Source organism: Sellimonas intestinalis, assembly GCF_001280875.1.
GTDB lineage: Bacteria > Bacillota > Clostridia > Lachnospirales > Lachnospiraceae > Sellimonas > Sellimonas intestinalis.
This window is the reverse complement of sequence record NZ_LGAJ01000003.1, coordinates 243,633-255,827: the sequence shown is the minus strand read 5'-3', so window position 1 is coordinate 255,827 and position 12,195 is coordinate 243,633. Positions and strand designations below refer to the sequence as shown.

Here is a 12,195-nt window from a genome sequence, read left to right as displayed (position 1 = left end):
CCGTTCCTACTGCCAAAAGCTTTTCTCACGTTTTCTATCGCTGGTAGATGCACTCTCCGTTCATATATAATGCTTCCACTTTCACCTGATCGATCTCTTCCTTAGGAATAGTAAACAGGTTCCGGTCCAAAATGGCAAAATGCGCCTTATACCCCTTCTTCAACTGTCCGATTCTCCGAAATCCCGCCGCTTTTGCGGATTCCCCTGTGTACAGTTTCACTGCCGTCTCCACATCCACTTTCTGATCCTGCCCGCAGTCCGTACCGTCATACGCCTTCCTTGTGACAGCAGCCTTTAAACATGGAAACGGGTCGTATGGAACCGCCCAGGATGTGGCGGGAGCGTCTGTAGAAAAACAGAGCTTCACACCCTGATCGAGTATCGTCCTAACCGGATAGCACTGTTTCATCCAGGTTTCTCCCAGATTTTTCAGATAGCTTTCAATCTCTGCATAAAGGAAAATCGGCTGCATCACAAAGAAAATGCCTTTCTCCGCCGCTTTGCGAATACTCTCCCATGGCGGATCAGTCAGATGTTCCAAACGGACATACGGAGTATCATCCAGCATCCAGTTTTCCTCCCGGTATGCTCGTTCCACGGCTCTTGTGATGGCCTGTCCACCCATAGCATGCATGGAAAGCTGGCAATGATATTGCTTGCAAAAAGCAACAGCCGATTCCATCAGAGTATCCGAACAGGTGGAAATCCCGTATTCCCTGTCAGTGTCAAGATATGGCTTATCCATCCATGCCGTTCGCCCTGACACACTTCCATCTCCGATCAGTTTCAATCCTGCCACAAACACCTGTCCGTTTTTATTGCGGCGCTCTTTTGGAATCCTAAACTTCGGATCATCAGCAAAATAGTCCCACATATAATAGATAGCGGTTTCCTGTTGATATCCATGCCGTATCGCTTCTTGATACAGTGAAAAATTGTCCCCGGTGTCCAGATTGCCCATATCACATACAGCCACTATTCCCTGAGATTTCAACCGATTGCCAAGATCCACCAAGTTCTGCACTTTTTCCTCGTAAGTCTCCTTTGGGATAAACGGAAGCACAAGATCTCTTGCGGTTTCTTTGAGCACTCCGGTCGGTTCTCCCGATGCATCTCGTTCGATCTCACCGCCCACCGGATCCGGCGTATTTCGTGTGATCCCGGCAAGCTCCAACGCCCTGCTGTTGACACAGCGAATATGTCCGCACGTCCTTGTAATGGAAACCGGGGCGCCGGCACTGCTCTCATCCAAATCATAGCGGTTTAAAGAACGCTTCTCCTCAAACTTTCCTTCATCATATCCCCATCCTTCGATCCATTCCCCGGCTTTTTTAGTCTTGCGGACTTGCCGGATTCGCTCTTTTAATTCTTCAATCGAATGGACTTCCGGTGGAAGTGCAGAAATCTTTTTGCTGAAATCTGCCAGCATAACCGGGTGCATATGTGCGTCTATAAAACCAGGAACCACACAGGCTCCCTTTAGATTCACACGCTCATAGTCTCCCTCCGCAATAGCTTCCCGTTTCCCAATCCACTGAATCGTTCCGTCAGAGACAAGCATGGCATCTGCATAAAGGTTTGTGTCGTCGGATGTAAAAATCATTCCATTTTCAAATAAACAGTCTTTCATCTCTTTTCCTCCTGCCCCTTATTCATTCAGTATAAGGTCTTCCATTTTTTCTTGCAAGCAGGATAAAGAAGAATTTTTATTATTTACGGTATTAGTCGAAGATGGTTTATGCCGCCGAATGACCTCTTTGACTACCTTTCTGGCAGGCTGCGGCAAATTCACGAAGCTTTTGCTCTGCTTCCGGTGTCAGTGTATCCGGCACCTGAATCTGAACTGTCACATACTGGTCTCCATGTACGGAAGGTTGATTCATCCGGGCGACCCCCTTGCCTCTCAATCGGATTTTCGAGCCGGACTGTGTCCCTTTTCGGATTTTACAAAGTACGCGCCCTGTCAGTGTCTCCACCATTACTTCTCCTCCAAGTGCCGCTGTTGCAAATGGGATCTGAACCGTCGTATAGAGATCGGCACCTTTTCTCTCGAATCCAGGTCTTGCGCCGACATGTATTTTCATAAACAGATCTCCAGGCTGACCGCCTCCTGCTCCTGGCATACCCTTTCCCTTAAGCCGGATGCTTTTTCCATCCTCTATCCCCTCAGGGATGTGTACTTCCAGTGTCTGCGTCGTGCCGTCTCCTCTTTGGATCCGGATTTTCTTGTCACAGCCAAAAGCTGCCTCCTCAAAGCTTATTGATACATCGGTATGAAGATCCTCTCCCTTGGTCTGATGAGACCGCCCCCGAAATCCGCTCTTTGTATATCCTCCGGACCCAAAATTCTGTCCTCCAAAGCTGCCTCTGTGGTGGAAAAATTCACCAAAGAGATCGCCAAACATATCATCCATGTTGCCGCCTTCAAAATGGTATTCCCGGTATTCGCCATCTTGTCGGCTATCATCGTGAAACCTGCCAAAGCCACCGAATCCTCCAAAGCCCTGCCCGGTTCCCTGCGCTCCCTGAGCACTCTGATCAAAAGCTGCTTGACCAAACTGGTCATACAGTTTCTTCTTTTTAGGATCACTCAACACATCGTAAGCTTCCGTCACCTCTTTGAATTTCTTCTCTGCATCCGCATTTCCCTGATTTGTATCTGGATGATATTTCTTCGCCAGTTTTCTGTACGCTTTTTTAATTGCTGCTGCATCTGCGTTTCTGCTAATACCAAGTACGTCGTAATAGTCTCTTTTTGCCGCCATACTGTTCACCCTCTCTTCCATCGATTCTGATTTCTATTACTTTGAAAATACCCCGGAGCAATCCGGGGCACATCGTCGTCTGTTCTATTTATAATATAACAACTGTATTTTCCAAAGTCAATAGGGTGACTACATTTTATAAAAAATATCCTGATGGTTTCAGGATTTCTACCATCTGGCTGTCTGTAATCAAAAAAGTCTGACATGGATTTCCCCCGATGACAGACGGTCAGTGCTGCCATCCTCATATTGAACAAGAAGGTGACAATCCTCATCCACTCCGGTAGCTACTGCTTTTCGCTCACCTTTTGGCGAAAATATGATAATCTCTCTTCCTACTACCAGACTTCGTCTGCGGTACTCTTCCACATAATCTTCCCGTTTGATTCCTTGATAAATACTCAGAAACCGATTCAAAAATTCAGCCGCCAGATGGTTTTTTCCATCATTTTGTTTCTTGTCAAAAATCGCGCCTGCACTCTCCCGGATCTCTTCCGGGAAGCCCTCCTCCGGTACATAGATATTCATTCCAATCCCAAGAATCACATATTCAACACTGCCCGTCTCCATACTGACGGACGCCTCTGTGAGTATGCCGCTGATTTTCCGGTCATCCAGATAGATATCGTTCACCCACTTGATCTGCGCCCGTCTGTTCGATACCAGTTCCACTGCCTCGCAGGCCGCCACAGCCGCTATAGTGGTAATCTTTGACGCCTGAGTGGGCTCCGCCTGCTCAGGCCGCAATAAAATGCTCAGATAAATGCCGGTGTCTGCCGGAGAATGAAAGCTTCGACCAAATCTTCCTCTGCCTTTTGTTTGTAAATTAGCGATCACAACACTTCCTTCCGGTTTTCCAGCATCCGCCCATTCCCGAAGCAGTCCGTTTGTGGATTCCACTTCCGGAAGTACATTCAAATTCAGAAAACCGCATAAAGGAATCAGATATTTCCGGATCCCCTGTGCGGAAAGAATATCTGTCTCCGCCGAAAGACAGTAACCTTTATTGGAGACTGCCGTAATCTCATAGCCATCCTTACGAAGACTGTTGACCGCTTTCCACACAGCCGCCCTTGAAACAGACAACTTCGCCGCAATCTCCTCTCCGGAAAAAAAGACACCCTTATGCTCTTCAAACAAAGCCAGGATACTTTCTCTGGTACTCACGTTTTCACCTCCTTTTCTTCTTGTTGCTGGATATCGAGTCTCATCTACGTTCCAGATATCAGTTTATATACTCTGATTTTCCCATCTTCTCTTCAAAAGCACGATGCTTTCGACATGTACGGTGCCAGGGAACAAATCGACGCATCCGGCCCGCTCCGGCACATACCCTCTACCTTTCAAAAGCTCCAGATCCCGGGCAAGACTGGTCGGTTTACAGGAGATATAGAGGATTTTCTCCGCCCCAAATCCAATGATTTTCTCAAGCGCCTTCGGATGTACGCCATCCCTCGGTGGATCAAGGATAATGAGATCCGGTACCTCATTCAGCTCATCCACTACTTTCAGTACGTCTCCCGCCCAGAAGTTACAGTTGTCAAGCTTATTTAACGCTGCATTTTCTCTCGCCGCTTCCACGGCTTCTTTCACGATCTCCACACCGACTACCTTTTTTGCCACCGACGCCGCAATCTGGGCGATAGTTCCCGTTCCACTGTACAAGTCGAACACGACTTTGTTCTTTGTATCTCCGATATAATCTCTCGCAGTCTCATAGAGCACCTCCGCCCCCAATGAGTTCGTTTGGAAAAAAGAAAACGGTGTGATCTTGAATTTCAGGCCTAGAAGCTCTTCGTAAAAGTAGTTTTCCCCGTAAAGTGTAGTTGTTCCTTCATCTTTCACGGCATCCGCCAGACTGTCGTTTCTCGTATGTAGAATCCCGGCAAAGGTTCCTTTAAGCGGAAGATTAAGCAGTGCCTTCTTCCATCCTTCCAGAAGCGTCTCCTCCCCGAAATAGGAACTGGTCGTAATCAGATCTGCCAGGATCTCCCCTGTCTTTACCGCTTTCCGGACAAGCAAGTGTCGAAGATACCCTTCATGGTGCATCCGGTGATAAAATGGGACTTCCTGCTTTGCGAAGAACGCCAAGGTACAATCCAGAATTTTCCGAAAATCCTCATCCACAATCCGGCACCCCGATACCGTCACGATATCGTGGAAATTTCCCCGCTTGTGCATTCCAAGGGCGAGCGGCCCGTCTTTGTATTCATCTCCAAAGGTAAACTCCATCTTATTTCGGTAAGCCTCCCGCACCGGACTTTCTTTGATCCCCTCAAAGATCTCGTCCGGAATCCGGTCTTTTAACAGATCCCGGACCTGATTTTCCTTTAATTCCAACTGTTTTTCGTATGGAAGACTCTGGTATGCACAGCCTCCACACATCCCGAAATGCGGACATGGGGATTGCATTTCCTCCGGCGATGCTTCCAGCACCTCCAGGATGCGGCCTTCGGCTTTCCCTTTTCTGACCTTATTGACCAAAATTTTCACTTTCTGTCCGGGAATGGCGTATTTTACACTAACTTCCTGCTCTCCATTCTCCACGCTTACGACTCCTTTATTGGGGAATTTCACGCAGCGGACAATACCCTCATAGATCGTTCCTTTTTTCATACTTTCTTTCTCCTATCAATTCTCAAAAAAATAAGGCAGGAAGCTGCTTTCCTACCCTATCTTCTCTTTCTTTTTCTGTCATTATTCTACTTCATCTTCATCATCGAAGAAGTCGTCATCAAAGTCATCGTCAAAATCTTCTTCAAAGTCTTCCAGATAATCCGGTGTAAAGAATGAGTATACGGCATAAGCAATCGCCGCGACAGCCGCAACGGCTCCGATAATAGCCAGTACCCAAACAATCACCTTTTTCGTATGATCTTCATCTTTTTTCTGTAATAATTCGCTTAATTTGGAAGCTGCCATAATCTCTTCGAATTTTCCGCTCATGCTCCCTCTCCTTTCTGATGTTGCCATCTCAACGCTTATTCTTTTTCGTAATTATACCACTATCATAAACAGAATACCATCTTTTTATGTGAAGTTTTCCTGTTTTTGTCAGAATCCCGACTCATCAATTTTCTGTAGTTTGGCAAATGCGGCAAACATCTTTTTCACACCAAACCGATCAAACTCCACTGTCACTTCGTAATCGCGACCACCTTCCGTAATTGCGGTGACAAGTCCCTCTCCAAATTTCATGTGCCGAACACGGTCTCCCACATCATAGCCCGGGCCTTCTCCGGAAGCGACCTTAAACTGCTGAACCGGCCTTTTAATCCCAAAAGCCTGGGAATGAAAAGCTGCCTTTGCCTTAGCATAAGTCTGGTTACGGGCAATCTCCATCTGCGGCCGTTCCCGCAAAGTCCCTGATGCAGTTCCAATAAGGCTCTCTGGTATTTCCTTTAAAAATCGGGACGCTATATTGTACTGTGTTTCTCCGCGGACCATCCGACGCTTGGCACAGGTCAATGTCAGCTCTTTCATGGCACGTGTGATCCCCACATAGCAAAGCCGTCTCTCCTCCTCCAACTCCATCGGGTCATCCGCCGTAATCGTCATATAACTTGGGAAGAGGCCGTCCTCCATCCCTGCCAAAAAGACATACGAAAATTCTAGTCCCTTGGCACTATGCAATGTCATAAGCACCACATAATCGCTCTCTTCGTCCAGATTATCGATATCTGCCACCAGCGCCACTTCTTCCAGAAATCCCGAAAGTGTCGGCTGCTCTCCGGCCTCTTCACAGCTCTCCTCGTAAGAAGCGAGCTTACTCTTTAATTCTTCGATATTCTCAATCCGGCTCTCGGCATCCTCCATATCGATCTCTTCTAAGTAATTTTCATAATCCAATGTCTCAATGATATCTGTAAGGAGGGCAAGGGGCGTCAGCCGTCCTGCCTCTTCCTTAAAATGCTCAATCAATGCCACAAAGGATTCCAATTTTGAAAGGGCACGTCCGATCCCTGGAATCAGATCCGCTGCCAGAAGTGCCTCGTAAAACCCCGTTTCTTTTTGCAGGGCATATTCTTGTACCCGGTTGATGGAAGTCAGACCGATCCCACGTTTTGGCACATTGATAATCCGGCGCACCGCCAGATCATCCCGCCCATTTTCTATGGTACGAAGATAAGCCAACAGATCCTTGATCTCCCGTCTGGCATAAAAGTTCACTCCGCCTATCACCTTATACGGAATGTTCGTGGAGACAAAGCGCTCCTCAAATATACGGGACTGTGCGTTAGTTCGATAGAGAACAGCACAATCCTTGTAGGAAGCCCTCTCCTCCTTGACCTTTTTCTGGATCGCTGCCGCAATATAATCCGCCTCGTCATATGCATTATCAAACTGCTTACAGGCAATCTTTTCCCCCTCCGGATTTTCTGTCCAGAGTGTCTTGTCCTTCCTCCCTATATTGTTATGAATCACCGCATTGGCCGCATTCAGAATATTGGAAGTAGAACGATAATTCTGCTCCAATTTGATGACCGTCGCATCTGGAAACTCACTTTCAAAATTCAGAATATTCTTAATATTGGCTCCCCGGAACTTGTAGATGGACTGGTCGTCGTCCCCCACGACACACAGATTCCGATACTTGGAAGACAGAATCCGGATCAAATGGAACTGTACTGTATTCGTGTCCTGATACTCGTCCACCATAATATAGCGAAACCGCTCCTGGTAGTAATCCAGCACATCCGGCTGGGTCTCAAACAGTTGTACTGCCCGCACCAGAAGGTCATCAAAATCCAGAGCATTGTTCGCCCGAAGTTGCTTTTCGTATTCCAGATATACTTCAGCAATCTTCTGTTTGGAGAAATCACCCTCCGCCTGCAATAAAAACTCCTGCGGACTGATCATCTCGTTCTTCGCCGAGGAGATGGCATTGAGAAGTGCACGTTCCCGGTAGGTCTTGGTGTCAATCTGCAGGTACTTGCAGACTTCCTTCATCAAAGACTTCTGATCGTCTGTATCGTAAATCGTAAAATTCGTATCGTATCCAAGCCGGTCGATAAAACGCCTCAAAATCCGTACGCAGGCTGAATGAAATGTACTCACCCAGATACTCTCCGAACCGAATCCAACCAGATGGTCCACCCTCTCTCTCATCTCACCCGCCGCCTTATTTGTAAATGTGATCGCAAGAATATTCCACGGGTTCACCCCCTTCTCTTCAATCAGATACGCAATTCGGTGAGTCAGCACTCTCGTCTTTCCCGATCCTGCTCCTGCCAGAATCAGGACCGGTCCCTCCGTCTGAAAGACCGCTTTCTTTTGCATCTCATTTAAGGAATCGTAAATACTCATTGTCTTGGTACTCCCATCTCTGCTCGTAGTTTATTCAGTATACCACACATTTGTTCGGTATTTCAAGAGATTGGAAGATTCTTCTTCCGCCCATTTTTACAAATAGCTTGCCATCTAGTTTTGAAAACTATATAATGTATCTATAAAGTTTTGTTATGAGGGGTTGTGCATATGACGATTGATACCAATGATTTACTGAACAGTATTTTACAAAGCCTTGAGCGGATCGATTATATTCATCCTGAAGAGATTCCGAATATCGACCTTTATATGGATCAGGTCACTACGTTTATGGAGACACAATTAAGATCTACTAAGCGTTACGAGCAGGACAAGATTCTCACGAAAACGATGATTAACAATTACGCCAAGAATCATCTGCTCCCACCTCCGGTGAAGAAAAAATATTCCAAAGAACATCTTTTGGTGCTGATCTTTATCTACTATTTTAAAAACCTGCTCTCCATCCACGATATTGAGACCCTGTTAAAGCCACTGACGGACACATATTTCCAGACAAGCGATAATTTCGACCTGTCTGCGGTCTACAAAGAAGTCTGTCACCTGGAAAAGAGCCGCATCTCCTCAGTACAGGAGGATATTAAAAAGCTCTGGAATGAATCTTCCAAAAGCTATCAGGATGCGCCGTCTGAAGATCAGGAATATTTGAAGCTTTTTGCTTTCATCTGTTCTTTAAGCTTTGATGTATATATTAAAAAGACCATTATCGAGAAGATGATCGATTCTTTTGCTGAGAAGACGAACGACAAATAACGGGAACATAGCAGGACACAAAGTAAGACGCTGATGTCATCAAAGCATCAGCGTCTTTATGATTACTCTTTGTTTTCAATTCTGTCAAATACCATATCGTATCCGTCATTTCCGTAGTTCAGAGAACGGTTCACACGGCTGATCGTCGCGGTAGAAGCGCCCGTCTTCTCCGCAATCTCCAGATATGTCTTCTGCTCTCGCAGCATTTTCGCCACCTCAAACCGCTGAGACAAAGATAAAAGCTCATTGATCGTACAGATATCTTCAAAGAAGATGTAACACTCCTCTTTGCTCTTCAGGCTTAGAATCCCTTCAAATAGATTGTCCACAGCCTCTGTCTTAATTTTCCTACTCATATCTACCCTCCATATCGTGTTCGTCGGGCATTCTTTCTGCCAGCTACTATTTTAACACACTAAACTCATAAAGTCCAGTACTTGTTAACCTTTCTGTCTGATCAGACGGGAAAACTTCTCATAAGACGTTGTGGCAATCAGCTCTTCTGGGAAATCGGCCTCCTGAATGAGCTTTTCGATGCAGCTAAACCCACCAACATCGATATCAATGTGAGCGTCGCTTCCTGTTGTGATATAGACGCCTTCTTTTTTACAAAGCTCCAACATTACTTTTGCGTTTTCCTCTGTATTGACCCGGAATCCTTCCGGTCTCTGAGAGGAATTATTCAGCTCCAAGAGAGTGTGCGTCTCCTTTGCCCCTCTCACCAGCCTTTCATAATCTAACGGAAAACGTCCGTCGTCCGGATGCCCAATAATATGGATGTACGGATTCTTCATCACATTCAGGTACGCCTGGGTATTCAAATCCCGACTCCCTTTTTCGATAATTTCGGAATTCGTACTATAACAAGGTCCGTGGATACTTGCAATGGCAAGATCCAAGGACTGTAATACAAAGTCCGGAAGATCTACTGTTCCGAGTTCATCCAGAATATTAAGCTCCGCGCCCATGAAAATGTGCAGTCCGTCCACTGTCCTTGGTACCACCGGATAATTCTGAAAGTAAAATTCATGGCATGTTCCCGGCATCTTCGGTGCGTGTTCTGTCAAAGCGAGTGCCTCTAATCCTTTTGTTTTGGCCGCCTGAATCATCTCCATCCTCGTACTGTAAGCATGTCCACTTACAATCGTATGAGAGTGTGAATCCACTAAATATTTCAAAAAAGATCCCTTCTTTCTTTTCACTTTCCTGCTTTAGTTTAACATATTTTGCCACTTAGAACAACAATACATAATTCTTTTGATTCTGTCCATACTCTTTGTTGAGGTGATCCACATGGAAAAGAATTCTGTTTCAAAGAAAAACCGACAGGTCATCGATTCCTACGATTACCTGGGAAATTCTGCCTCTGCAAATGACTGTACCGGACTCATTCCGTCCGCTCCGCAGTCAGAGGCAGAACTTCAGTCCTATGAAGATGTCTATGCATTTACCTCTCCTAAAATCAGGGCGAAAAAGGAACAAAAGGATTCCTGACAAAGAAGCCATTTTGCAGGGACACTGCAAAATGGCTTTATTTTCGATACGATTCTCTATAATATGCTAAAATAGTGTCATCTGTCCGGTACAGTATCGCACCTGCTTGGCCATCCGAACCTCGTCTTCCGGCCGCAGACGCCCAATCAGAAGCGGAGATTCCGGATCATGCTCCCTCATATTCTGCCGTACCAGTTCCCTATTTTCATTCGCATAGCAGTAAATACAACCATGACCGCATGTATTATACGCTCCAATATCGCTGCCAAGAAGACACCCACAGCCATCCCGCTGCGTCTTCTTCCCTGCCGGAACCCGAATCTCCATTCCGATAGCGTGTTCCAGAATTTCCCTCGTCATGCATCCGGAGACATCGATCCCGAACTGACAAAGATGAGTCCCCTCGCAGCAGGAACGAATCCGGATTCCATAGCTTGCCCCTATTCTTGCAAACTCCCTGCCGATTTCAAGCCGCTCACTTTCCGGAACGTTACACACACCTGGGAAATTCCGCTTTGTCTTCTCATAAAGATCAATAAAACTAATCACACACTGATCCACATATCCACACAACGCCTCACACATCTTCTCAAATGCTGCTATGTGAAAAGAAACGCTGTACTTCTCGGACAGAAAGACCGGGTCATACCGCCAGCTTACCGCCTGCCGTCCAAGGGCGTCTGACAAGGTTCGAAGTGACGCGATCACGACTCTCTTATCCGGAACATGTGGCTCAATCTCTTTCCCGTATGGGGTAATCGTAACAAACCAGAATTGATGAAAATTCCGCAACTCCTCAAGATGCCCCAGCATCGGCTGTGGATTCTTTGTACAAAAGGCCAGACAGTCCACCACGTCAGGAGTCAGCCGAAATCGTGTAACCTGCCGGGGAAAGTACGGATTCCTGACCAGAACATATTTTTCCCGAATCCGTCGAATCAGCCATTTACTGTAGTATGCCGGGATATCGGTTCTCATTCCGGTGTTTACAATCACTTACACCACACTCCCTTCCCTTTTACGACTACTTCTGTCTTTTCCTCATCCGATTAGGACAGTGTAAATGCCTCCTCTGTGCCTATCGTGTCAATGAGGGCTGTCACAAGGGCATCAATATCCTCTGACGGGATCTCCCACACATTATCCTTTTTACTTTCCTGAACATGGACTGTGATCATCGATTTTTCGCCGTACTGCGGATCCTCCAGCACTTGACTCAGACACTCGTAAAGCATTTCCCCTGCTGCCTCTGTCATCTCCTCATCCGTCGGCGCCGCCTGATTGTTCAGGATCTGCTCCTGCACCTTGGCAATGTACTCCTGAAGTTTTTGCTTTAATTCCTCTTCCACACCACCAATCATCTTCACTGGCTCCACTTCAACGCCCACCTCAAAGTTTCCATCTTCCTGCTCCTTTGCTTCCTGAATAGTGTACTTCGTCTTCTTCATCAGATCCGGAATATAGGACCGGAACTTTTCTGTCAGCTCGTCCGAAAATCCGAGGGAATCAAACTCCTGCATATAAGAACTGATCACAGCTTCATACTGCTGCCTTGCCTCCTCCTCGCTGGTATCAGCGAACCCCTCATACGCCTCCGTCTCTCCTCGTGTAATCAAATCCAGAACAGCCTGTGTATATCCGGTAGCATCAAATGGCTTCTGACATCCTGTCAGCACTACAACTGCTGTCGCCACTAGCAAAACAACGACGTTTCTTACATACTTTCTCATTACTCTCTCCTTTCTGCTTTTACTCAGTATAACATATTTTAGAAATCCTGTCATCCGCACAATCAGGAACAAGACAGCGGCATACATCAAGCACCGGGAGCACTAAAAGACATATTACGGAATGG

The 12,195-nt window shown here is 46.4% G+C and carries 12 protein-coding genes; 2 read left to right on the top strand and 10 right to left on the bottom strand.

Annotated elements, in window-relative coordinates; translation table 11 throughout:
- Positions 1-34: 34 nt before the first annotated feature.
- The 6 genes from AOA56_RS02145 to pcrA form a co-directional block, all read right to left on the bottom strand.
- A complete protein-coding gene (locus tag AOA56_RS02145; RefSeq protein ID WP_053768858.1) occupies positions 35-1,630 on the bottom strand; it encodes an amidohydrolase in 1,596 nt (531 codons plus the stop codon).
- 106 nt (positions 1,631-1,736) lie between these two features.
- Positions 1,737-2,765: a DnaJ C-terminal domain-containing protein gene (locus AOA56_RS02140; RefSeq protein ID WP_053769084.1), complete on the bottom strand. Its 1,029-nt coding sequence runs from the start codon at positions 2,763-2,765 to the stop codon at positions 1,737-1,739.
- Between the two features lie 189 nt (positions 2,766-2,954).
- Positions 2,955-3,932, bottom strand: coding sequence for a biotin--[acetyl-CoA-carboxylase] ligase (locus AOA56_RS02135; protein ID WP_053768857.1), 978 nt, complete (start codon positions 3,930-3,932; stop codon positions 2,955-2,957).
- 63 nt (positions 3,933-3,995) lie between these two features.
- Positions 3,996-5,381 carry a 23S rRNA (uracil(1939)-C(5))-methyltransferase RlmD gene (gene rlmD / locus AOA56_RS02130; RefSeq protein ID WP_053768856.1) on the bottom strand — a complete coding sequence of 462 codons (1,386 nt, stop codon included), beginning with the start codon at positions 5,379-5,381 and terminating at the stop codon, positions 3,996-3,998.
- 81 nt (positions 5,382-5,462) lie between these two features.
- Positions 5,463-5,711 (bottom strand): hypothetical protein, encoded by a 249-nt coding sequence (locus AOA56_RS02125; RefSeq protein ID WP_024732859.1) that lies wholly within the window; start codon positions 5,709-5,711, stop codon positions 5,463-5,465.
- A 108-nt stretch (positions 5,712-5,819) separates the two neighbouring features.
- Positions 5,820-8,072 (bottom strand): DNA helicase PcrA, encoded by a 2,253-nt coding sequence (pcrA, locus tag AOA56_RS02120; RefSeq protein WP_053768855.1) that lies wholly within the window; start codon positions 8,070-8,072, stop codon positions 5,820-5,822.
- A 171-nt stretch (positions 8,073-8,243) separates the two neighbouring features.
- Between pcrA and AOA56_RS02115 the strand changes: the two genes are divergently transcribed.
- Positions 8,244-8,846, top strand: coding sequence for a DUF1836 domain-containing protein (locus tag AOA56_RS02115; protein ID WP_024732861.1), 603 nt, complete (start codon positions 8,244-8,246; stop codon positions 8,844-8,846).
- 62 nt (positions 8,847-8,908) lie between these two features.
- Here AOA56_RS02115 and AOA56_RS02110 read toward each other — a convergent pair whose 3' ends face one another.
- A complete protein-coding gene (locus AOA56_RS02110) occupies positions 8,909-9,202 on the bottom strand; it encodes a YerC/YecD family TrpR-related protein (RefSeq protein WP_024732862.1) in 294 nt (97 codons plus the stop codon).
- A gap of 84 nt (positions 9,203-9,286) precedes the next feature.
- Positions 9,287-10,024 carry a phosphatase gene (locus AOA56_RS02105; protein WP_053768854.1) on the bottom strand — a complete coding sequence of 246 codons (738 nt, stop codon included), beginning with the start codon at positions 10,022-10,024 and terminating at the stop codon, positions 9,287-9,289.
- A 115-nt stretch (positions 10,025-10,139) separates the two neighbouring features.
- Here AOA56_RS02105 and AOA56_RS02100 point away from each other — a divergent pair, with 115 nt between their 5' ends.
- Positions 10,140-10,340: a hypothetical protein gene (locus AOA56_RS02100; protein WP_024732864.1), complete on the top strand. Its 201-nt coding sequence runs from the start codon at positions 10,140-10,142 to the stop codon at positions 10,338-10,340.
- Positions 10,341-10,406: 66 nt separating this feature from the next.
- On the opposite strand, the gene AOA56_RS02095 is transcribed toward AOA56_RS02100, so the two are convergent.
- Entirely contained in the window at positions 10,407-11,336 is a 930-nt protein-coding gene (locus AOA56_RS02095) for a DUF1848 domain-containing protein (RefSeq protein ID WP_024732865.1), read from the bottom strand.
- Positions 11,337-11,389: 53 nt separating this feature from the next.
- Positions 11,390-12,070: a lipoprotein gene (locus AOA56_RS02090; protein WP_053768853.1), complete on the bottom strand. Its 681-nt coding sequence runs from the start codon at positions 12,068-12,070 to the stop codon at positions 11,390-11,392.
- Positions 12,071-12,195 lie beyond the last annotated feature (125 nt).